At 51.4% G+C, this 21,962-nt stretch carries 23 protein-coding genes; 17 read left to right on the top strand and 6 right to left on the bottom strand.

The genetic code is table 11. From position 1 onward, the window contains the following. Positions 1 to 19: 19 nt before the first annotated feature. Positions 20 to 1,408, bottom strand: coding sequence for an asparagine--tRNA ligase (gene asnS / locus SPIBUDDY_RS08945; RefSeq protein WP_013607430.1), 1,389 nt, complete (start codon positions 1,406 to 1,408; stop codon positions 20 to 22). A 232-nt stretch (positions 1,409 to 1,640) separates the two neighbouring features. On the opposite strand from asnS, the gene SPIBUDDY_RS08940 reads away from it, so the two are divergent. From SPIBUDDY_RS08940 to SPIBUDDY_RS08910, 7 genes are all read left to right on the top strand, one after another. Beyond that, on the top strand, positions 1,641 to 3,560 hold the full coding sequence (locus SPIBUDDY_RS08940; RefSeq protein ID WP_013607429.1) for an AMP-dependent synthetase/ligase: 1,920 nt from the start codon (positions 1,641 to 1,643) through the stop codon (positions 3,558 to 3,560). 89 nt (positions 3,561 to 3,649) lie between these two features. Continuing rightward, positions 3,650 to 3,985, top strand: coding sequence for an arsenate reductase family protein (locus tag SPIBUDDY_RS08935; protein ID WP_013607428.1), 336 nt, complete (start codon positions 3,650 to 3,652; stop codon positions 3,983 to 3,985). Further along, entirely contained in the window at positions 3,985 to 4,758 is a 774-nt protein-coding gene (locus SPIBUDDY_RS08930) for an MBL fold metallo-hydrolase (protein WP_013607427.1), read from the top strand. Before SPIBUDDY_RS08935 ends, SPIBUDDY_RS08930 begins: the two co-directional genes overlap by 1 nt. Further along, the gene (locus SPIBUDDY_RS08925) at positions 4,755 to 6,578 is read left to right on the top strand and encodes an AMP-binding protein (RefSeq protein ID WP_013607426.1); all 1,824 of its coding nucleotides are present in this window, start codon (positions 4,755 to 4,757) and stop codon (positions 6,576 to 6,578) included. The genes SPIBUDDY_RS08930 and SPIBUDDY_RS08925 overlap by 4 nt, the downstream gene beginning before the upstream one ends. 43 nt (positions 6,579 to 6,621) lie before the next feature. Beyond that, entirely contained in the window at positions 6,622 to 7,698 is a 1,077-nt protein-coding gene (locus SPIBUDDY_RS08920) for a 3-deoxy-7-phosphoheptulonate synthase (RefSeq protein ID WP_013607425.1), read from the top strand. Positions 7,699 to 7,711: 13 nt separating this feature from the next. Next, a complete protein-coding gene (locus tag SPIBUDDY_RS08915; RefSeq protein WP_013607424.1) occupies positions 7,712 to 8,257 on the top strand; it encodes a DJ-1 family glyoxalase III in 546 nt (181 codons plus the stop codon). Positions 8,258 to 8,268: 11 nt separating this feature from the next. Then, positions 8,269 to 9,783: a DUF1846 domain-containing protein gene (locus SPIBUDDY_RS08910; RefSeq protein ID WP_013607423.1), complete on the top strand. Its 1,515-nt coding sequence runs from the start codon at positions 8,269 to 8,271 to the stop codon at positions 9,781 to 9,783. A gap of 2 nt (positions 9,784 to 9,785) precedes the next feature. On the opposite strand, the gene SPIBUDDY_RS08905 is transcribed toward SPIBUDDY_RS08910, so the two are convergent. Continuing rightward, on the bottom strand, positions 9,786 to 10,826 hold the full coding sequence (locus SPIBUDDY_RS08905) for an AbrB family transcriptional regulator (protein WP_013607422.1): 1,041 nt from the start codon (positions 10,824 to 10,826) through the stop codon (positions 9,786 to 9,788). 153 nt (positions 10,827 to 10,979) lie between these two features. On the opposite strand from SPIBUDDY_RS08905, the gene SPIBUDDY_RS08900 reads away from it, so the two are divergent. The 4 genes from SPIBUDDY_RS08900 to SPIBUDDY_RS08885 all read left to right on the top strand — a co-directional run bounded on the left by SPIBUDDY_RS08900 (position 10,980) and on the right by SPIBUDDY_RS08885 (position 13,292). Next, positions 10,980 to 11,387, top strand: a complete 408-nt coding sequence (locus SPIBUDDY_RS08900) for an RrF2 family transcriptional regulator (RefSeq protein ID WP_013607421.1) — start codon at positions 10,980 to 10,982, stop codon at positions 11,385 to 11,387. Further along, complete coding sequence (locus SPIBUDDY_RS08895) at positions 11,384 to 11,800, top strand: RrF2 family transcriptional regulator (protein WP_013607420.1); 417 nt, start codon at positions 11,384 to 11,386, stop codon at positions 11,798 to 11,800. The genes SPIBUDDY_RS08900 and SPIBUDDY_RS08895 overlap by 4 nt, the downstream gene beginning before the upstream one ends. A gap of 92 nt (positions 11,801 to 11,892) precedes the next feature. Next, positions 11,893 to 12,822, top strand: coding sequence for a cysteine synthase A (cysK, locus tag SPIBUDDY_RS08890; protein WP_013607419.1), 930 nt, complete (start codon positions 11,893 to 11,895; stop codon positions 12,820 to 12,822). Between the two features lie 29 nt (positions 12,823 to 12,851). Continuing rightward, on the top strand, positions 12,852 to 13,292 hold the full coding sequence (locus SPIBUDDY_RS08885) for a hypothetical protein (protein WP_013607418.1): 441 nt from the start codon (positions 12,852 to 12,854) through the stop codon (positions 13,290 to 13,292). Here the strand turns inward: SPIBUDDY_RS08885 and SPIBUDDY_RS08880 are convergent. Next, positions 13,252 to 13,896 (bottom strand): hypothetical protein, encoded by a 645-nt coding sequence (locus SPIBUDDY_RS08880; protein WP_013607417.1) that lies wholly within the window; start codon positions 13,894 to 13,896, stop codon positions 13,252 to 13,254. The two genes, SPIBUDDY_RS08885 and SPIBUDDY_RS08880, sit on opposite strands and share 41 nt — an antisense overlap. A gap of 73 nt (positions 13,897 to 13,969) precedes the next feature. On the opposite strand from SPIBUDDY_RS08880, the gene SPIBUDDY_RS08875 reads away from it, so the two are divergent. Then, positions 13,970 to 14,731 carry a DNA-3-methyladenine glycosylase family protein gene (locus SPIBUDDY_RS08875; protein ID WP_013607416.1) on the top strand — a complete coding sequence of 254 codons (762 nt, stop codon included), beginning with the start codon at positions 13,970 to 13,972 and terminating at the stop codon, positions 14,729 to 14,731. Next, positions 14,728 to 16,434 (top strand): cyclase family protein, encoded by a 1,707-nt coding sequence (locus SPIBUDDY_RS15700; protein ID WP_013607415.1) that lies wholly within the window; start codon positions 14,728 to 14,730, stop codon positions 16,432 to 16,434. Before SPIBUDDY_RS08875 ends, SPIBUDDY_RS15700 begins: the two co-directional genes overlap by 4 nt. Here the strand turns inward: SPIBUDDY_RS15700 and SPIBUDDY_RS08865 are convergent. Further along, on the bottom strand, positions 16,431 to 17,294 hold the full coding sequence (locus SPIBUDDY_RS08865; protein WP_013607414.1) for an aldose epimerase family protein: 864 nt from the start codon (positions 17,292 to 17,294) through the stop codon (positions 16,431 to 16,433). The genes SPIBUDDY_RS15700 and SPIBUDDY_RS08865 overlap by 4 nt on opposite strands. Positions 17,295 to 17,403: 109 nt before the next feature. On the opposite strand from SPIBUDDY_RS08865, the gene SPIBUDDY_RS08860 reads away from it, so the two are divergent. Next, positions 17,404 to 18,045, top strand: coding sequence for a cytidylate kinase-like family protein (locus SPIBUDDY_RS08860; RefSeq protein WP_013607413.1), 642 nt, complete (start codon positions 17,404 to 17,406; stop codon positions 18,043 to 18,045). Next, a complete protein-coding gene (locus tag SPIBUDDY_RS08855; protein WP_013607412.1) occupies positions 18,045 to 18,434 on the top strand; it encodes a NanQ anomerase/TabA/YiaL family protein in 390 nt (129 codons plus the stop codon). Before SPIBUDDY_RS08860 ends, SPIBUDDY_RS08855 begins: the two co-directional genes overlap by 1 nt. On the opposite strand, the gene SPIBUDDY_RS08850 is transcribed toward SPIBUDDY_RS08855, so the two are convergent. Both SPIBUDDY_RS08850 and SPIBUDDY_RS08845 read right to left on the bottom strand, forming a co-directional pair. After that, positions 18,409 to 19,065, bottom strand: a complete 657-nt coding sequence (locus SPIBUDDY_RS08850) for a GntR family transcriptional regulator (protein ID WP_245523762.1) — start codon at positions 19,063 to 19,065, stop codon at positions 18,409 to 18,411. The two genes, SPIBUDDY_RS08855 and SPIBUDDY_RS08850, sit on opposite strands and share 26 nt — an antisense overlap. A 97-nt stretch (positions 19,066 to 19,162) precedes the next feature. Beyond that, positions 19,163 to 20,416, bottom strand: coding sequence for an FKBP-type peptidyl-prolyl cis-trans isomerase N-terminal domain-containing protein (locus SPIBUDDY_RS08845; protein ID WP_013607410.1), 1,254 nt, complete (start codon positions 20,414 to 20,416; stop codon positions 19,163 to 19,165). A 214-nt stretch (positions 20,417 to 20,630) separates the two neighbouring features. On the opposite strand from SPIBUDDY_RS08845, the gene SPIBUDDY_RS08840 reads away from it, so the two are divergent. Together SPIBUDDY_RS08840 and SPIBUDDY_RS08835 are read left to right on the top strand one after the other, a co-directional pair. Then, complete coding sequence (locus SPIBUDDY_RS08840; protein ID WP_041380684.1) at positions 20,631 to 21,335, top strand: transposase; 705 nt, start codon at positions 20,631 to 20,633, stop codon at positions 21,333 to 21,335. After that, a complete protein-coding gene (locus SPIBUDDY_RS08835; protein ID WP_081454635.1) occupies positions 21,277 to 21,708 on the top strand; it encodes a transposase in 432 nt (143 codons plus the stop codon). Before SPIBUDDY_RS08840 ends, SPIBUDDY_RS08835 begins: the two co-directional genes overlap by 59 nt. The last annotated feature ends 254 nt before the right edge of the window (positions 21,709 to 21,962 follow it).

The following is a 21,962-nucleotide window of genomic DNA, read 5'->3' as shown; positions in this document are numbered from 1 at the left end:
ATGTACCACCGCCGGAATGCTAGAAATCAGCGAGCTTGGGAGCTCTGGGGTAGGGAATGACATCTCGGATGTTGCCCATACCGGTGATGTACTGAACCGCCCGTTCAAAGCCAAGTCCGAATCCTGCATGGGGAACCGAGCCAAAGCGCCTGAGGTCGAGGTACCACCAATAGTCCTTGGGGTCGAGCTTGAGTTGCTGCATGCGAGCGATCAGGGTGTCAAGGTTTGCTTCACGCTCACTGCCTCCGATGATCTCGCCGAGGCGGGGAACAAGGACATCCATGCCCCGCACCGTCTTTTCGTCGGCGTTGAGCCTCATATAGAAGGCCTTGATCTCCTTGGGATAGTCGGTGACGATGACCGGGCGCTTGCACACCACTTCAGTCAAGAATTTTTCGTGTTCACTCTGCAGGTCACTTCCCCAGGCTACAGGGAACTCAAAAAGCTCATTGTGCCTTTCCAGTTCCTTGACCGCTTCGGTGTAGGTCATGTGTGCGAAGGGAGTCTCTACGATGTGCTGGAGTGTCTGCTCCATGCCGGCTTCCACAAACTTGCTGAAAAAGGCCATATCCTCAGGGCATTTCTCCAAAACAGTCTTGAAGAGGTACTTCAAAAAGGATTCTGCAACTTCCATGTTGCCGTCGAGCTCACAGAAAGCCATTTCAGGTTCAACCATCCAGAATTCGGCAAGATGACGTTTGGTGTTGGAATTCTCTGCACGGAAGGTCGGCCCGAAGGTGTAAATATTCTTCAGTGCCATCGCGTAGGTTTCACCTTCCAATTGTCCACTTACCGTCAAAAAAGCTTCACGACCGAAAAAGTCCTTGGAATAGTCGATTTTTCCTTCCTCGGTCTTGGGGATGTTATGCAAGTCCAAGGTGGTTACCAAAAATTGCTCACCGGCCCCTTCTGCATCGCTGGCACTGATGATGGGCGTATTTACATAGGCGAATCCTCGTTCCTGGAAGAACTGATGCACCGCATAGCTGAGAGTGTTGCGCACTCTCGCCACTGCTCCGAACATATTGGTTCTTGCCCTGAGATGGGAAATTTCGCGCAAATATTCAATGGTATGTCGCTTTTTCTGCAAAGGATAGGTATCAACCGGGCATTCACCAACCAAGGTGATGTCGCTTGAGGCCATTTCCACGGCTTGGTCGCCGCCGGCACTCTCTACGATGGGGCCTTTGCAGATTACCGAACATCCGGTGGTAATGGCAGAAAGGATATTTTGGTCGGCAAGTGTATCCTTGTCGATGACCACTTGCAGTCCCTTCAGGCATGATCCGTCATTTACCTCAAGGAAGCATACATTCTTGCTGTCACGCTTGGTTCTAACCCAACCTTCGGCGGTGACGATCTCTGTGGATGGTGTTCTCTTGAGCAATGCTGAAATTCGTTCTTTCATGGATCAAAACTCCTTCTCGTATTGAGCCATTATGATTCCTTTGCCGCTAAAGAGTCAATAATCCTCACAGTTTGGGAGGGGAGGAAATGCTGGTCCCAGTTTGCTGTTTCGATGCTTGATCAAGATGTTTTATAAGATAAGAAGGAAAAACGAGTTATGCTCTATTTTGACAGATTGACAAATTATGATAATGTGTATATATAATAGATATATTCCTACAGGGAGGCCTCGTATGTATAAGACCATTCCTCAAACATTTGAGCAAATAGTAGCACAATATCCTGCCTATGCAGTGCAGATGAGTAAGGATAAGAATGGAGTTTTTTCTTCAACATCCTATTTGGAACTATCCAGCGAGGTAAATAGTCTTGCCGCCTCCCTCTCCAAGCGCGGAGTAAAGCGCGGCGATCTCGTTGGTTTGATCAGCGACAACCGAAGCGAGTGGCTTGCCGGTGATTTGGCCATTCTCAGTCTTGGAGCCGCCGATGTCCCCCGCGGCCGCGACGCAATGCCGTACGAGATCAGCTTTATTCTCGGTGTCACCGAAGCTCGTTTCTGCTTTGTGGAGAATGCTGTACAGCTGAGAAAGCTAGTGAATCTGCTGGACAAGCTTCCCCTGCTCAAGCACCTGATAGTCATGGACCAGGAATTCGATATGCAAATGGCTGCAGAGGTAGCGAAACCTGAAGATGTCCAGATTCTGTTCTATCGCGACCTGGTCAAGGAAGGACGCACCCTTCTGGATGATCGAAACGTTGCTCGTTATATCGAGAATGAACGCAAGAAGGGTACCATCGATGAAGTTGCCACCATTATCTTCACCAGCGGTACTACCGGCGACCCCAAGGGTGTTATGCTTACCCATAAGAACTTTGCCTACCAGCTGGAAGCGGTTCCCAAGCTGATCCAGAAATTCGCTCCCGCCCAGAGATGGCTCAGCGTATTGCCCGTCTGGCACTCTTTTGAACGGATTTTACAGTATGTCATCATCAGCAATGCTTCCACCATTGCCTATTCCAAGCCGCTTGGTTCGATTCTCCTTGCCGACCTTGCTGTGGTAAATCCCCACTGGATGGGCTCGGTCCCCAGAATTTGGGAGGCGGTGAAAGCTGGTGTCTTTGCCAGTATGAAGAATAAGAGTCCGATTGCAAAAGGCCTGTTTGCCTTCTTTGTGCAAATTGCCCGGCTCTACAGCCATAACAAGGATTTGCTTTTGGGAGAAGTAGCAACCTTCCAAAAACGCAACAGGGTTTTGGACGTATTGGTCTCTTTCCTGCCCACGGTCTTGTTGTACCCCCTGTATAAACTTGGAAACAAGCTTGTGTTCTCGAAGGTGAAGCATAAGCTTGGAAAGAATTTCATTGCCGGAGTCAGCGGCGGTGGTTCCCTCAGTGAAGGCGTCGACCTTTTCTTCGCCTCGATCGGCATCAAGCTGCTTGACGGGTACGGTCTCACTGAAAGCGCTCCGGTCGTCGCTGTGCGTCCGTTGTCCCATGGGGTGAAGCGTACCATTACTGCATTGGAAGGCACTGAGGTTCGGATCGTTGATGAGACGGGCATTGAAGTGAAGCCCGGACAGAAGGGCGTCATCCAGGTCAGAGGTCCCCAGGTCATGAAGGGCTACTACAAGCGACAGGACCTTACCGACCGCGTACTTTCAAAGGATGGTTGGCTGGATACAGGAGACCTTGGCATGTGGACGCATAAAGGCGAGTTTGCCATCCGTGGTCGGGCCAAGGATACCATCGTGCTCAGTGGTGGTGAGAATCTTGAGCCGGTTCCCATCGAAGCCAAGTTGTGCGAGAGCGAGTTCATCGAAAGTGCCGTGGTGCTCGGCCAGGACCAGAAGTATCTGGGTGCTTTGATCGTACTGAATAAGAAACGCATTGAGGAATACCTCACCGAGAAGCAGATTCCTTACCTTGTCGACAAGCTTTCTTCCATGAAAGAGGTGAAAGAGCTCATTGAGAAGACAGTAGGCGAGATTGTCAGCAGCAAACAAGGTTTCAAGAGTTTTGAGCATATTGTGAAGTTCAAGCTGTTGGCAAAGAGTTTCGAGGTAGGCAAGGAGCTCAGCGCCAAGCAGGAACTCAAGCGTTTTGAGATCCAACGGCTCTATCAAAATGAGATTCAGGAGCTATTTGTCAGTTAATTGACACCCATGGCCTTGCTGTCAGCTTTATTGCTTTTTTCTCCTGTCTTCTATACTATAAGAGTATACAATGGAATTCAGGGGATGCAATGATTCAGATCATCGGCACTAAGAAGTGTAAAGAGACAGCGAAGGCCATACGTGCCTGCAAGGAGCGTACCATTACGTTCCAATTTGTAGACTTGGCAGAACGCGAACTCTCCGCCGGTGAATGGAAGTCGCTTTTTTCTACCCATACTCCGCTCTCACTGGTTGACAGTGAGAGCGCTTACTATAGCAAGGAAGGGTATTCGTATCGAGAATTCGATGCTGAACAGGAATTGGTGGAGCATCCCCAACTGTTGAAAACCCCTATCCTTCGGTCCAAAGGTCGAGTACATGTAGGATTTGATCTGCAGGTTTTGACTGAGTGGGGAGCACAGTAATGTTGCAATATGCCGTGCTTGGCAGCGGTTCCAGTGGAAACAGTTATGTGTTTTCCGATGGCTGTACCTCCATTCTCATCGACCAAGGCTACAGTGTTGTTGAGTTGAGACGGCGCCTCGATCGTTTTGGTATAGACCTGGATACGGTGAAAGCGGTAGCTGTCACCCATCTGCATCCCGACCATGCCAAAGGGGTAGGCACCCTGTGTCGAAAACAAGGCGTGCAAACTCTCATCAGCACACGGTCGATAGGCGAACAAAAGCAATTGTTTGAAAAGCTTTGCATTCCTGAAAACCAGGTTACCCCTGTTGCTCCGTTCGAGATGATTACGATAGGTCCCTTTTGCCTGTTTTGTTTTGCTACCAGTCATGATAGTGCAGGATCGGTAGGGTGGTTTGTCACCTATGAGGATCAAAGTCTGATGGTACTCACCGATACCGGTCTTACCACAGAAGAGCACAAGATGCTTGCCAAGGATGCCAAAATTCTCTTTTTGGAAGCAAACTATGACAAGCAGATGTTGCAAAACGGTCCGTATCCCCTTTACCTGAAACGACGTATCGATGGTTCGTATGGCCATCTTTCAAACGAGCAAGCCCTATCTTTTTTACAAGAAAGTGGTTTCGCCGGCGAGCATATCTATTTCATTCATTTATCAGATGTGAACAATGATCCCGCCCTCTTGGAGAAAGCAGCACACCGGTGTATCCAAACACCATTTACGGTGTGCCATAAGAACCAATGGTATGGTCCACAACGGGAGGCGCTATGAAGAAAAGCAAGAAAAACAAGGAAAAACGTCAAGTATGGTCGTATCGCAAGATTCGTAAGCTCAAGCGCGAGGACGGCCTGACGATGAAGGCAGTCACCAGCTACACGATGGAATCGGTGGTTGAGTGTACCGTTAGCAGGAATGCCAAGCACATTGCCCTGCGTACCTATGGTGAGGATGAGGGCGAGGTAACCTATGCCCAGCTGAAAACCATGAAAGATGCCATCGGTGTCTTTCTTTTGGAGCATGGATATGTTCGAGGCGATCGTATCGCCATCATGGGCGAAAGCTGTCCCACCTGGCTTATTGCCTACTTCGGCATAACCAGCATCGGATGTACGGCAGTGCCCGTTCTCCCCGATTTCTCCGCGAAGGAAGCCTGCCAGATTCTGGCGCACTCCAAGGCGAAAGGCATTGTTGTCAATGCAAAGAACTTTGAGAAGGTAATTCCGTTTGTGAAGGATAATCCCTCCCTTTTAGTTCGAATGGAAGACCTCTTCCACATCCCCGATCCCATCAGCAGCCAACTGACCGACCGCCAACAGTTTGCGGCGGCTCCCGGTCGCGATATCCGCAGGCGCAAGCTGGACAAGAAGGCGGAAGAGCTCAGGCTCTCCTCGCTTGCCAGGGAAGAGGATCTTGCATCCTTGATCTATACCAGCGGGACTACGGGAAACAGCAAGGGAGTCATGCTCACCCACAAGAATTTAGTTTGGAATGCGGACATCTCCACCGATGTCTATGTCAACCTCAAGCCCGGTGACAAAGTCCTTTCCATTCTTCCGATCAGCCATGTATATGAGTTCACTACCGGTCAGATTCTGGAACTGATGCGAGGCTGTGAGATCGTCTATCTTGGCAAGGCTCCTGCCCCCTCCATCCTGCTTCCCGCCCTCAAGGAAGTCAGACCCAGAATTGTAATGACTGTTCCCCTGCTCATGGAGAAGGTGTACCGCAGTTCGGTCGTTCCTGTGCTCAGGGACAACAAGAATCTGCAGAAATGGCTTAAGCATGCCGTTGTCAGGCGTTTCATCTGCCGCGTCATCGGCCGCAAGCTCAAGATGACCTTCGGTGGAAGACTGAAGTTCTTCGGTATCGGCGGAGCTCCGCTGGACCGTGAGGTGGAACAATTTCTCAGCGATGCAAAGTTCCCGTATGCCATCGGCTACGGTTTGACTGAAACAGCTCCCCTGATTGCCGGAGGCCAACCGAAGAAGCACTATGTGGGTGCCATTGGAAAATTGGTGGAGCACGTGGAAGTCAAGCTTGAAAATCCCGATCCCGCAACCGGGGTGGGCGAAATTCTGGTCAAGGGACCCAATGTCATGCAGGGCTACTACGATAATGATGCACTCAACGCAGAGGTCTTTACCAGCGATGGGTACTTCAGGACCGGAGACTTGGGACACTTGGACAAGCATGGAAGGCTGTCCATCAAGGGTAGGACCAAGACCATGATCCTGGGCAGCGGCGGTGAGAATATTTATCCGGAGCTGATCGAGGCAGTCATCAATAATCAGAGTTATGTCACCGAATCCTTGGTGGTTCCTGAGAACGGAGGCCTGATCGCCCTGGTTAAGATTGACTTTGACATGTTCGCCCAAAAAATGGCAATCAATGTCAACGATGCCAAAACCGAGGCTCTCAAGTATGTGGCAAAGCTGCGTGAGGATGTGAACAAGGAGCTCAGTGCCTTCAGTAGGATCAGCGCCGTTGAGTTGCAGGAAGAACCGTTCCAGCGTACGCCAACCCAGAAAATCAAGCGATTCCTCTATTCCAGAATCAAAGATGATGGGTCAAAGGAGAAACCACAGACTTGAGTCTTGAGCCGTTGGTATGGTATATCTTTCAAAAGGAAAAACCATGGCAAACGTAGACATCAGGATTCGAAAGGTGGAGGCTCTGGCCACACCGGATGAACTGTACACACAGTTTCCGGTGGATGAGGCAACCAGCGAATCCATTCACCAGACACGGCAGACCGTGAATGATATTATCCAAGGAAGGGACCGGCGATTGTTGGCAATCGTAGGTCCCTGTTCTCTGCATGACCCTGTTGCAGCAATCGATTATGCGAAAAAGCTCAAGGTTCTTTCATCTGAGATCGAGGATGAGATGTTTGTGGTCATGCGTACCTATTTCGAGAAACCTCGGACGGTGGCAGGCTGGAAAGGCCTCATTCTGGATCCAAAAATGGATGGGAGCTACGATATCGGCGGGGGAATCGCACTTGCCAGGTCCTTGTTGCTTGAGATTGTCAAACTCGGCCTTCCCGTCGGTTGTGAGGTGCTCGATCCCATCATTCCCCAGTACATCGATGAATTGATGAGCTGGTCGAGTATCGGGGCGAGGACCACCGAAAGCCAGATACATCGTAACCTTGCCAGTGGATTGAGCGTGGCGGTAGGCTTTAAGAACAGTACAAGCGGAGATTTGGTCAGTGCGGTGAATGCGATCAAGAGTGCCTACCAACCGGCTTCTTTCATCGGTATGGACGGCAAGGGAGCCAGTGCAATCTTCCGTACTACGGGAAACGATTGCTGCCATCTCATTCTTCGCGGGGGGGACCAGAGTCCGAATTACTATGAGGACGATGTTGAGAGTGCCCGCATTCTTTTGGAAAAGGAAGGTCTTGTACCGGCGATCATCGTCGATTGCAGCCACTCCAACTCCCGTAAGAACTATGAACGACAAAAGCGGGTGTTGCGTTCGATTATCGATCAGGTCTGCTGGGGAGAGAAATCCATTCGTGGTTTCATGCTGGAGAGCAATCTTTTACCCGGTTGCCAGAAAATTCCTTCCGACTTGTCAAACCTCAAGTATGGGGTGTCTGTAACCGACGCCTGCATCGGATGGGATGAAACTCAGCGAATAGTATTGCATGCTTGCGAATTGCTTCGTAAGGCTCGACTGGAAGGCGGTAGCGTCCAACCGCTATAGCACAGGAGGTAGTATGGTTCCTTCAGTATTGGTGATTCTTGCAGAGGGCTTTGAGGAAGTGGAAGCGGTCACCCCGATTGATTTGCTCAGGCGTAGCGGGGCCAAGGTCACCGTTGCCGGTCTTGATGATTTGTTGGTCAAGGGCTCCCATGGTTTGGTCGTGGGGTGTGACCGACACCTGAGTGAGTGCATGGATGATTCGTACGACTGCGTGGTGCTGCCAGGCGGTGGGAAAGGGTCTTTGAACCTTGCTTCCTCTTTCACTGTTCTTGAGGCGGTGATAAAAACTGCACAAAAAGGCTTTGTAGCCGCCATTTGTGCCGCTCCGGCGGTAGTATTGGGAAAGACAGGCTTGCTTGACGGCAAGCGTGTAACCGGCTATCCGTCTACTGAGGAGCACTGTCCCGGGCTGGTGCTGGAGAATGAGCGGGTGATCACCGATGGAAGGCTTATTACAGCCCAGGCTGCAGGAAGTGCCGTTCAATTTTCCTTGGCCATCATCGCGGCATTGTTTGATACAAAGACTGCAGATTCAATTGCAGAGCAAATTAAATTTTAGGGGTACAAAGTATGGAGATTGGGTTTGATAACGAGAAGTACCTTTCCGAGCAGAGACATTTCATCCTCGAACGGGTGAAGCAGAGTGACGGAAAGTTGTATCTCGAGTGCGGGGGAAAGTTGCTCTTCGATTATCATGCAGCCCGGGTGCTCCCGGGTTTTGATCCGAATGTGAAAATGCGGGTTTTCCAGTCTCTGAAAGACCAGATCGATGTCATTATCTGCATTCACAGCGGCGATATCGAGCGACGCAAGATGCGCAGTGATTTCGGTATCACCTACGACACCGATGTCTTTAAGATGATCGACGATTTTTCCAAATGGGGTCTGACAGTCACCCGGGTGGTCATCACCCGCTTTGATGAGGAACCAGGGGCGGTGCATTTCAAGAATATCCTCGAACAGCGCGGAATTACTGTGTATACCCATAAAGCCACCCGTGGATACCCAAACGATGTGGATTTGATTGTAAGCGACGAGGGCTATGGGGCCAATCCCTACATCGAGACTGATCGTCCGGTGGTTATTGTAACCGGGCCCGGTCCTGGTTCCGGCAAGCTGGGGACCTGTCTTTCTCAGATGTATCATGACTACAAGGATGGAAGGCACAGCGGATACTCAAAGTTTGAGACCTTTCCCATCTGGAACCTGCCGATCGACCATCCTGTCAACATCGCGTATGAGAGCGCGACTGCTGATTTGGGAGACAAGAATCTCATCGATCATTTTCATGCGAGTGCGTATTCAACCATTACGGTAAATTATTCGCGCGACTTGGAAGCCTATCCGCTGTTGAACAGGATACTCAGCAAGATTACCGGAACCGATTGTGTGTACAAGAGCCCTACCGACATGGGGGTGAATCGTTGCGGGTTCGGCATCATCAATGACGCAGTGGTCCGCAAGGCCGGTCAGCAGGAGATCATCCGCCGCTACTATCGTGCAGCCTGTGAATATGTACAGGGCATTGGAAGCAAGGAGACTGTGGAGCGCAGCCGCTCGATCATGGAAGGCGCCAAGCTTTCCATCACCGATCGCATGGTGGTTCCTGCCGCACAAAATGCCTTGGAATCTGGAATTTCCCGGGGCAAGGGGCTCAATGGGATTGTGTGTGCCGCCGCAATCGAACTGCCTGATGGACGGATAGTGACAGGGTGCAACTCACCTTTTTTGCATGCATCCTCGGCTCTGATTCTTAATGCAGTGAAAATGCTTGCAAACATCGATCATGAAGTTGACCTCATACCGCCGGCCATTGTGCAATCGGTTACAGCGATGAAACGCGATGTACTGAAAGGTAGGGGGGTGAGCCTGAATCTCGATGAGGTGCTCATTTGCTTGGCCATGAGTTGTGCAATCAGCGAGGATGCAAAAAAAGCCTCGGCTGTTCTTCCCTCCCTGAACGGGTGCGAAGTCCACATGACCCATATCCCTTCCTCCGGTGACTCATCGGGTTTGAGGAAATTGGCTTTGAATGTGACCAGTGAACCTAGGTTTCCGACCTCGAATCTCTACAATCCGGCGTAGTTTCAACCAAACATCCCGGCGAGTACGGGAAGTACCCCCAAAACGGCCAAAATGCGGAACGTATGCATCAGGACGATTTTGGGGGTTTCCAATCCCAGCTCATCACTGATCAACCCCATCTCCTGGATGCCTCCGGGGGTGGAGGAGAAAAGCGCGGTGGCCCAATCCATCTTGCACACCTTATGTAGGATGAAAGCGCTCAAAAAGGCCATGACAAACAGTTCGACAGTAAGAATGAGGGCAGGGACGATCAGAATATCCACTTCCATAAAGGTTTGGGCGGTAATTTTACTGCCGATGTACGTGCCGGCAAAAATCTGTACCAGTACTTTGACTTTGCTCGGATAGCAAGCATTTTGGCCGACGATATTCAGGATGGCGACTGCTATGATGGAACCGAGAATTGCTCCTGCCGGAACGTTGAGCACATACAGAAGCAACCCCCCGCCCAAGGCGCAGGCAAACGTCAGGATATAGTGCAGCAAGGTTTTTGTACGTTTCTGTGTGCCCTGATTTACCTTTTGTTCACTATCAAAAGGTGGATGCTTGATTTTAAGCATGGATCTGATCATCGGGGGGAATACGATGATTACCAAGGTGAGCCTAAAGAGCTGCAGGAGGGCAACATGCTCCATCACCGCTCCGAAGTCGGTTGCCACCAAGGCGAGGTCGGAGACTCCACCGGGGGCGCAGGCAAAGAACGAAGTCATGAAGCTCAGCACTGTTGTGTCTTCCATGATGAAGGCGAAAACCAGGTTTGTTGCCAAAAGGACGGTGACCAAGACGATGACCGGCACTGCCATTGTCTTCAGTGATTGAACATCGGAGCGTGAAAACCGGGTTCCGATGACCAGTCCGGAAATAATCTGTACTACGATTCGCAAGGTATAGGGATAGGCTGGCAGCATGGTGGAAAAACTGTTGAACAGCATGACTGCAAGCATGGCACCCACAAGGGCCCCAGCAGGAAGTCGGAATTTTCTGAGCAACAAACCACCAACGGCTCCCACCACATGCAGTAGAACAAGAAGAAGTAAATTCATAAGGAATCCTTGCAATTTGAAATGGAGTAAGGAAGGCTGTTGCAGTGGCAACCCCTATCAGGTGCTGATTGTATCACAAGATTTGCTTTAGAGAAACATTGATAGCCTTCCAGAGAGCTTGACGTGCATCTATGGTACTGATACCTTCTAGATATGAAATTATCGACAAAAGGTAGGTACTCCCTTCAGACCATGGTGTATTTAGCCACGTGTAGGGAAAACTGCAGTATACGTAGTATCAGCGAGGCCACCGGTATCAGCAGTGGATATCTTGAGCAACTGATGATTCCTCTTCGCCGTGCCGGTCTTGTGCAAGCAGAGCGCGGTGTACAGGGTGGCTATCGCCTTGCGAAGAGCGGCATCACCTGCGCTGAGGTGCTTTCTGCCAGTGAGGGTGATTTCGAGCCGGTTCCCTGCCGAAACTGCCCCAGGACCGATGCCTGCAAGACGCATCAGATTTGGACCATGTTGCAAAGCACCGTTGTGGATTTTACCAGCCAAGTCACCATTGATGAACTCGCCTCTCATTTGGTGGAGAGTGAAGCGGGGGGTGGCATATGAAAATTTCAACACGAGGTCGGTACGGTCTGAGACTGCTCGTTGACATCGCCGAGCATTCCAATGAGGGACCCATCGCTCTCACGGTCGTGGCCAAGCGGCAGGACCTCAGTGAGAAATACCTTCAGCAAGTGGCTTTGCTGCTTACCCGGGGTGGCTTTTTGACTTCGGTCAAAGGATCGGGTGGTGGGTATCTGCTTGAACGCAGTCCTGCATCCATGATGATTTACGATGTGCTTGATCTCTTGGAGGGCAACATCTGTTTTGAGGAGCCCGTGCAAGGCGAGGAGAATGCCATCGAGCGTGTCATCAGATTGCATGTCTATCAGAAGCTCGACCAAGAGGTGAAGAAAGTCTTTGAGGGATTGACGTTGGCCGATGTAACCAAGGCTGCGTGGTTCACCTACGTCATCTAGGGGCGGGGGCTTGACGAAAACGCCTCCTGAAATTACTATTATATCTACAACAATACTAGGATATAAAAACCAGCCGTAGGAGGCCCCGAACCATGAGTACACACATATATCAGAACATCACGGAGAAAATTGGCAATACCCCTTTGATCCGTCTCAATCGGCTCAATACTACCAAAGCAACCATTTTGGTGAAGGTGGAGAGTTTCAATCCGCTTTCCAGCGTGAAGGATCGTATCGCCTTGGCGATGATCGAAGGGGCGGAAAAACGTGGTCTGCTTACCAGCGGTTCGGTCATCATCGAACCTACCAGCGGAAACACCGGTGTAGGGCTTGCCTATATTGCCGCAGTGAAGGGCTACCGCCTTATCATCACCATGCCCGAGACCATGAGCATTGAAAGACGGAAGTTGCTCTCTGCTTTGGGTGCGGAACTTGTTCTTACCGATGGCTCGCTTGGAATGAAGGGTGCCATTGCCAAGGCAGAAGAAATTGCCCGCCATACGAAACACTCGTTCATTCCCTCCCAATTCGAGAATCCAGACAATCCAAGTGTCCATTATGCGACAACCGGTCCGGAAATATGGGCGGACAGCGGTGAGAATGTTGATCTCTTTATTGCGGGGGTTGGTACCGGTGGAACCATAACGGGAGTGGGTCGCTACCTTAAGGAGAAGAATCCGTCGGTCAAGATTGTGGCTGTCGAGCCTGCAACCAGTCCCGTGCTCAGTGAAGGGTATGGCGGACCGCATAAAATCCAGGGAATCGGTGCAGGGTTTGTTCCCAATACCCTCGATCGCTCGGTCATCGATGAGATTTGCACGGTAGAGGATGCAAAAGCCGGGGATGCTGCCAGACAGGCTGCCAAGCTGGACGGCCTGCTTGTTGGTATATCCAGCGGTGCCGCCTTAAGTGCTGCACTTTCCTATGCACAGAAAGACGAATGGGCGGGCAAGACTATCGTGGTATTGCTCCCCGACAGTGGAGAGCGGTATCTTTCGACCTGGCTGTTCGACGAGGCTTGAGAAGCTGGACATCCGTGGTACAATAGGGTATGAGAGAGCTGTTCAGGTATCCAGGTATCCAAGCAGCCCGAACGGCTGCTTCCTATCGGTTGCTGAGTCCGAATGAGCTTCACTCGATGGGTGTTGCCCATATCGAGCGGACGTTGGCGCAGCAAGAGTACAAAATCCTTTTTCAGAGTGGAAGCCCGACCCGCTTCCCTCAGCTGAAGGCCTTCAAAAAAGGGGAGTGCTTGTGGTGGGTCGTGGTAGAGGCCGCTATGTACCCGCATATTCCCCAACTCAGCGACGATGTTGGCCTTGAGGTGCTCAAGTATGCCCGGTCGGAAGAAGCCTTGGTCATGTACGCCCCGGTGATGTTCATCAATACAAAATCACAAAACCTCTCCCTTCCCAGCCAAAATGGAACCTTCTCGGCCCTATTCAACGGCTTTATCGAAGTGAGCAAACAGTCGCTTCGTGAAGGTAGGTAGGTTTCATTCGTTTGAAACTGTCCTTGTCCGGGCCCCAATCCAGTGCGAACGCTGCCGACAGGGGGAAGCTGAGTACCTTCTCGATGAAAAACTCTTCACTGCATGCTACTTCAAACAACCCCAGTTCCAACGATTCTCTCACCCCGCTTTCCAAAGCCACTTTTGCTTGCCTAAGGAGTCTGTACAAATCCGGCTCAAACGCTGAATCGACCATTGCCTGCAGCAACGGGCTTTCCAGGTACTTGATGGAAAGCTCAGTAAGCCTGTCCGATTGTGTTCCCAGGGCAAGCAGGATGGCGTTCCCACTCTGATATGATACCGCTACCAAGGCTTTTCCCTCATGCTCAGTTGCCAGTTCCAATGCAACATCGAGTACTCGACATTGTTCGATTTCACTCAGCGATGCAAATTTGTGTGCCAGAAGTGGATAGTCATAGAGGTGCAGATCTGCAAAACTGAAAGGGTAGAGCAAGGAAAAGTCACGGGGTGGTAACGAGGCTTCAATCCTGCCTAGTTGTTTCAGCTGGCCCACATCGAACAGCCCCAGCAGGGAGCCACTCTGTGCAATCAGATGTTCATAACGGATTTGCTGCAGGGTTTCCATGCAATGCCTCCTGTGTTGTCTATACTGGTTCGCTTTGCTTGCATTAGCTTCAGCGCTTTGCTACAGTAGCCACATGAGTGCGTCGATTCATCTAGAAGCAACCCTATTCTCAGGCCAAAGTTTTGCATGGACACAGCAGGATGGCATCTATCAGGCTGTGCTGAATCAGGAACTGGTCAGTTTCACTGAAGAGAGCTTTCATACCGTAGTTTCCTCCAACCCACAGCTTCGTCACTATTTCGACATGGATTGGGAGTATGAAAAGGCCCTCTCCCATCTGAGCTCTCTGGATGGGCATCTTTCTGAAGCAATACAGTCCTATAGGGGAATCCATATACTCAATCAGGACCCCTGGGAGGTTCTGATGAGTTTCTTGCTCAGCCAGAACAACAACATCAAGCGCATCAGATCGATGTACCAGAAGTTGTCAGAGGTGTATGGGGCGCATATCGAAGGGCCTTGGTATGCATTCCCGCGCCCTCAACACCTGCAAGGGGTGACACAAAGGGAACTGCGTGCATTGGGCATGGGATTTCGTGCTCCCTATCTGCTGGATGCCATACAAAACCATGCTATACTTGCCGGCATTCCCCTTCTTTCCGATCAGAAGGCATCCGAGGAGCTGCAAACCATCAAGGGCGTAGGGCCGAAGGTGGCCTTGTGCATCCTTGCTTTTGCGTATCATCGACAGCAGGCCTTTCCTTTGGATACCTGGATGCTGAAGGTAATGAAAACCTACTATCCCGGCCGAGACGCTTCCTACTTTGCACCCTACGCAGCACTCGCCCAGCAGTACCTGTTCCACTATGAGCGCACCCAAGGAGGCCGGTCGTGATTCCCTTTACCATTGTGGGTCTTCGGTTTGACCATCTGAGCCCTCCAGAGCAAGCTGTTTTTGCATTCGAGGAAGGACGGCTTAGCGATGCTTGTGTCAAGATTAAGAAGCAGACGCAGAGCCGGTCGGTCATGCTGCTTGGTACCTGTGACCGCATCGAGCTTTGGTGTGAGGAGCCTCGGACCAGCCTTGTAGAGCCCCTACTCAGAGGTCTCTCCCTTTCACCGCTGGCTTGGGCCAAAGAGGTGTATACCATCAAAGCGCAAGAGAGTCTGATGCACTGTTTTTCCTTGGCATGCGGACTGCTCAGCCCCCTTTTCGGGGAAGACCAGATTATCAGCCAAATACAGCAAGCGTTCAATCGTAGTGTGCAGGTCGGTTGCGCTTCTTCGATGCTTGCTTACTTGGTGCGGGAAGTCGTTACAACGGCGAAACAGGTCCAGACAACGGTCGACCTGCAAATTGTGGACCAGAGTGTGGCAGAGTACGTACATAGGTTCCTCGCTCCCTATGCGGGACAGCAGATTCTCGTACTGGGGAGCAGTGCCCTTTCGCGTTCGGTCGCATCGTATCTGGCAGAACGAGGATTTGTGATATGGATGACGTTTCGTGACACCGATAAGGTCGATCTGTTGCTTCCTCCCAAGGTGCACGCCATAGCGTACGACCAACGGTTTTCGTACCTGCCCAGGTGCTTTGTCGTCATCAGCGCTACCAAGGGTATGGAGTATACGATACGAAAAGACCAGGTACAGGGGCCGCACCTCTACCTGGATCTGGCACCGGTCAGGGATATCGATCCCGGTATAGACGGGGTGATCCGCATCGAAGACTTGGCGATCCCTCTTGTCCAGCGGGAGCAGCAAACTTCAAAAGCCTTGGCAATCATTGAAATCGCCTGCCGCAAGGTGGATCAGTATATCGCCTATCGGAGTGCGGTGCCTGAACTGCAGAATCTCGCCATCGATGCTGCAAACGATTTGGTGTACCGCCTGCAGGCTCCCCTGAAGGCTCTCGGTGAAGAGAAGGCAGTTTTGGGTCCGAGCATCTACGAGACTGCAAGAAAAGCCTTCAGCCATTACCTCTATGCACAAAAGAAGGCCCAGTCAATGTATTGTCATCTTGATCTTACCAAACCGCTTGAAAACGGTCAGAGCAGCTATGCCGGGGACCCCCCTGTCGTCCTTTCCGCCTTTCATACCTTGGAAAGGGAAGGGTGGCGGTTGACGCACCTGCAATTCGGTTCGCATGCAGGCACGCATATGGATAGTCCTGCCCACATGCTCGAGCAAGGGTTGTATCTGGATGAATTTCCTGTTTCGCGATTCTTTGCAACAGCCTATGTATTGGATTGTGCTGACCTTGGGACCATCAGCATCGATGCCTTGTCGGCAATCCCATCCGGTTGTGATGCTGTGCTTTTCTTCACAAAAGGCGGCTCTTATTTGGATGAGGAGGCTGCAGCCTACCTCGTAGAGCGGGGTATACAAATCGTGGGCTTTGACACGGCCAACTGTGACCGTGATGGGGATCTGTCCTTTCCCATCCATCATATCATGCTGGGCGGTGGAGCCCTCATTCTCGAGAATCTGGTGAACCTCGAACGCATTCTCCACCGCTCGGTACAACTGACGGCCCTCCCACTCTTTTTTACGCATGCAGACGGCGCCCCTGCAAGAGTGGTTGCGACCTATGAGGTCTAGAACACGGTGAAGGTATTGCAGAAGGTTCTGCTTTCTCCTTGCGCCAGGTGCATCATTCCTTCCATTTCTGAAAGCTCACTCTTACGGCTGGCATCCTGAAAACTGTACATCGGTTCTACGCAGACATAGGGAGCCTGGGCTTTTTCCTTCGTCCAGATGACCAGGGTGGGAAGATCCCCCCGGTCGATGGTGACTCCTGCCTTGCCGTTCTTGCTTTTCAGGCTGACAAAGCGGCTTTTCAGGCCGTTGAGAACGATCGGACCCTTGTCCAACTCTTGTAGGCTGAGAGCGAGGGTGCTTTGCTTGTCCAGAAAGCCTGCCTGCTTGGCAAAAATTCCCTGTACCGGATAGAGGCGGTCTGCACTCTCCTGTGTTTCAAACTCGATATAATACGATTGTAGCGGAGCATCGGGGCCGTTCATAGCCAAACTGAAAGCAGGGTGCCATCCGAAGGTGCAGGATAAAGCTTCCTTGGCGGTAATGACGGCTTTGCTGCTGTAGCCGTTGTCCAATAGGGTATGGGTGACCGTCAGGCTGAACTCATAGGGGTAGAAGGCACGGGTTTGCTCGTTTGCATGCAAGACAAACGTTGCCTCATTCTTTTTCTGGGTGACAACATCGAATTGCAGGTCGCGGGCAAATCCATTGACCGGCATAGCATAGGTTTTGCCTTTTGCTTGTACTTTGCCATCTTTGAGCGGTCCTGTTACGGGAAAGAGCAGCGGGGTATGACGAGCCCAATAGACGGGGTTGCCATCAAAGATATACTGGATATTGGTGTGTGTGTTGTACAGTGAGTGAATCTCGGCACCCACTTCTGAAATTTCCATTACGAGATTGTTCTGGTGTAAGGTAATCATGCAATTTCTCCCTTACAGGCATCCTACGGCAACTTCTGCCTTGTTGCAAGTTCCCTTAGGCATACCTAGTGCGTATGTGGTATACTGTAGGCAGTGGAGGAACCTGCATATGAGTACAAACGTAGTGTTTACAATCGGCAGACAATTCGGAAGCGGAGGCAGGCAGGTAGGGAAAACCTTGGCAGAGAAGCTTGGCATACCCTTCTACGATAAGGAACTCATCGCCATCAGCGCCCGCGACAGCGGACTGAGCGAGGCCCTGTTCTCGAATGCGGATGAGAAAGCCACCAGCAGCATCTTCTATTCATTGGTGATGGGCAACTATCCTATGGCCAGCGGGGCGTTGGGTGTAACGGAAATGCCGTTGAACGACCAGCTGTTCCTTATCCAGAGCAAAACGATCAAGCGTCTAGCCTCAGAGGGCTCCTGCGTCATCGTAGGCCGCTGCGCCGACTATATTCTCAGGGATATGGACAATGTTGTGAACATTTTCGTACATGCCGACCTGAAAAACCGAGTTGAAAGGGCGGTACGCGTGTACGAAGTCCCTGAGAACAAGGCAGAGGATGTTTGTCTGAAGGCAGACAAGCAGCGTGCAAACTTCTACAACTACTACAGTGACCGGAAGTGGGGCATGTGTCGGACGTACGATTTGAGTTTGGACAGCGGCATGCTGGGTATCGAAGGATGTGCAGATCAGATCATCTCGTTTGAGAAACTGTGGCGTGCTCATAAGGGTCAGGGTATTTAATGCTGTTGGACCTTTTAGACAACCTTGAATGGTATCGCCTTTTGCATCCGAAGATGCAGACAGTCATCGATATTCTGGATCGCAGCCTTCCGTATGAGGATGCGGTGGGTCAGCACAGAGTTGATAATCTTTCCTACCAGATTCTTACCTACATGACCGATGAGCAAGGCGTCATGCAGAGTGCAGCTGAACGGCAGTTGCATGTGATGCTCGAGGGTGAGGAGCTTTTCAGCCTGCAGGATGATGGACAACCTTTGGTGGTTGCCCGCTTTACAGTCAGCTCGTTTGTATTGGTAGCAAAAGGAGAAGTGTATCGGCATCAACAGGTGCTCAATACCTCCTGTGCTGTCAAGAAGGTGGTTTTTAGATTGCCTGAGTCTGAGCTCTGAACCGATCACGTTTACGCCAGAGGTGGGAGAGCATGAAACGCTCTCCCTCTTTTTCGTTCCGATCCCTGATCGCCTGAACGATGCGGCGATGTTCTGCCTGTGTTTTGGTGATACCGCGGTCGGTGATGTTTTGGGCGAAAAGCAGGGCGGCTTCACTGAGGTTCAGCCGGCTGTAGGTGAGAACGAGCAGGTTGTTGCCCGAGAGCTTGACCAACTCAAGATGGAACTGGTAATGCAGGCTGCTGAAGGTCTGTACATCGAAGGTCCTGCCTCCTTTCCAGAGTTCATCCATGCTGTCGAGAATCTGCTCCAATACTGATGGGTCGGCGCCGTTCTCACAGGCAAGTCGCATGGCGAGTGCTTCCAGATAAGCCCTGACTTCGGTCAGCTGTTGATAATCAACCATGGTGATGTCTTTGACATAGCTACCGCTGTGGGCGATGATGACCACAAACCCATCCTGCTCCAACCGTTTGAGGGCTTCACGGACCGGGGTTCGGGAACATGAGAAGTCCTTGGCTAAGGTATTCTCGGAAAGCTTTGCCCCGTTAGGGAGCAACCCTTGCCGAATCTGATGTTTGAGATGGTTGTAGATTGTATCAATCAGTTGGCTTTTACTCTGTGTGTCCATCGGATGCAGTATAACCAATGCCATCGTTTATGCATAGCATAAGACAAAATAATGGCCGCAAGCATAAGCTGCGGCCATACAAAGTACCTTAGGATGCTTATTGGTCGATTCCAACCAACTCGATATCGAAAATCAGTAGAGCGTTGGGAAGAATGGTCTCAGTACCCATCTCACCATAGCCGAGGCTGGGGTGAATCCAGGTTCTGAGCACGCTGCCGGTATTCATGGTGAGCAATGCTTCGGTGAATCCAGGGATCAAGCCATCAACCGGGAAGTGAGCAGTCTGTCCCATGTCGTAGGAGCTTTCAACTACGGTCCCGTCGATGAGCTGCAGCTGGTAATTGACCTCAACGGTATTGGTGATCACCGGTTTGGCACCGGTTGCCTCAGTGAGCACCTGATATTGCAGACCGCTGGAAGTGGTGATGACTCCCTCATTGGCCTTGTTCTGCTCGAGGAAAGCTTCAGCATCAGCGAGGTTGCTGACGGCAATCTCGGCAATCCATGTCTGGTAATCCTCTTCCAGAATCTGCTGGTACTCGGTGAAAGCCACCTGCATTTCAGCATCGTTCATCAACAGTTGATTCTCACAGGCAAAGTCCAAGGCACCCTGGGCATACAAATCGCCATTGACCGTAATTCCCTGTCCAGCCATATTGAGGGCCAGCAGGTAGCCGTAGGTGTAGCTGAATGCATCGGACAAATCCTCAGGTTTTGCAAAGGAAGCAACATCACTGATGCTTGCATAGCGCTTGCCGTAGTCGGTATTGGCCAGCCCTGCATTCCAGATTTTCTCCTGGTAGTCATTGACATTCGCATACAGCTCTTCGAGCGTGTAGTACCCTTGGGGGACTTCGCTTAAGGAATCCTTGTATCCATCGAGTGCTCCCTTTACATAGTAGCCTGCATCGAAGAACAAGCCCTGGGAGGAGAAGGACTGGATCAGCAGGTACCCGTAGGTGTAGCTGAATCGGTCGGTCAAGCTCTCAAGCTCGGTAGCCCTGTCCATGCTGATGGAGTAGGGGAAAACACCCAAGGTTACCAAGGGGTTGATGTACCGGATGTTTACGGCCTTATTGTTGTCAAGGACCACTTCCACGTAATCTCCGGCTGCCAAGCTGGCAACAGGATAACTTGCATCAGTATACGAGCCTGCCTGGAACACAATATCCTCATTCCCGGTGGTTCTTGCTACCAGCTCTACCTGGCCGTTCTGATTGACTGAAGTAAGGATGCGTACGGTCAGAGCTGCTGGGTCGCTCTCTTTCATACCCATCGCGAAGAGGGTTGCAGAAACGAGGATCATGGCCAGCAGGGTCACGACCACCTTTGTTCGATTACTCTTATTCATAGAGGCTCTTGCAAAATAGCAAATGCCTGATATTTTCATTCTTCTGAGCTACTTGAGGCAGCTTCAGAAGCTCATCCTTGCTGCAAACAAGCACGTTATTTGGATATTTGTATAGAAATGGACCTGACAATCCTTTATAATATGATTAACTACAAACAATTAGAAGGAGAGCAGGTCCATTAAAAGCATAGCAGAAATCCTCGGCGGTTGCCAGATGGTATTCGGTATTTCTTTCGACATCCAAGAGGTTTTCGAAGGGTATGTGACCGCCGAACACCGTACGTTCATCCAGATGCTGCAGGTGCTAGAGGAATTCCTGCCGGCGTGCGACGGCAAGGCAAGCCTGCTTGGGCGCAAAGGCTATGATGAGACGGCGATGATCCGTTCGGCCCTGGCCAAGCAGTTTTTCAAGATTCCCACCGTCACCTCGCTTCGCAACCGCCTGCTCAGCGATCCGTCGCTGCGGCAGGTCTGCGGGTTCACCTCCGTACCGAGTGAGGCCACCTTCAGCAGGAAATTTGCATCCCATGCACGCCAAAAACTCATGGAGAAGGCGCTGGGCCCCTTGGTAAGCTCCTATCTGGACGGCCGCATCGTGGGTCATGTCAGCCGGGACTCCACAGCCATCGAGGCGCGCGAGAAGGCCGTGAACAAGAAGAAGGAAGTAATCCCGAGGGGGAAACCCGGCAGGCCCAGGAAAGGCTCTGAGTCGAAAACCAAGAAGCAAAACGTTCTGCAGAAGCAACTTGGCCAGACTGCCGAACAGGCAGTCGAGGAATTGAACTCCCAGTGCAGCTGGGGATGCAAGCGCACAAGCCAGGGCACCCGCAACTATTGGAAGGGCTACAAGCTTCACCTGGATGTCACCGACAGCGGCATTCCCCGTCAGCACCATCGTCACGGGTGCCAACGTACATGACAGCCAAGCGGCGATTCCCTTGGAGCGGATGACCGGGCAGCGGATCAAACACCTGTACTCGCTGATGGACAGCGCCTACGATGCAAAGCCCATCAAGGACTTCATCATCGGAAACGGCAGGATGCCCATCATCGACCCGAACAAGCGGCGCAAGCAGCAACGGGTCCTCTCCCCCTCTGAAAAGCAGCGGTTCAGGATCCGTTCGACCGTGGAGAGGTCCAACTCCCACCTGAAGGATTGGCTTATTCCGCCGAAGATCATGGTCAGGGGGACGGAGAAGGTCTCCCACTGCCTGATGACCGGCGTGCTGTGCCTTGCTGCAATCAAGATACTGCAGTATTGCATCCTGCCGGGCATCCAGAAAACTGCGTAACACCACAAAGAGCAATGATGCATTAGCCTATCGTGGGGTAGGTGTGTCTTCTTGCACTCGATTATCGATGGACCGGGCGTATTTACTCGTTTGAAGCCCTTGATTGGACGGTTCGCTCCTCTTAATCAATGGTATTAGTATCGTCGGATGGATTCAATTTCTCAATGAATCCTCATTTTGCAAGAGCCTCCATAGTCATTCCTTTTTGTAGGGTGGTTGCTTCTCTAGCAACTTCTCCATACTGTACGTTCTCT

This window comes from Sphaerochaeta globosa str. Buddy (assembly GCF_000190435.1).
In the GTDB taxonomy this organism is placed as follows: Bacteria; Spirochaetota; Spirochaetia; order Sphaerochaetales; family Sphaerochaetaceae; genus Sphaerochaeta; species Sphaerochaeta globosa.
Note: the sequence above shows the minus strand (reverse complement) of the source record. Positions and strands in the feature narration are given on the sequence as shown.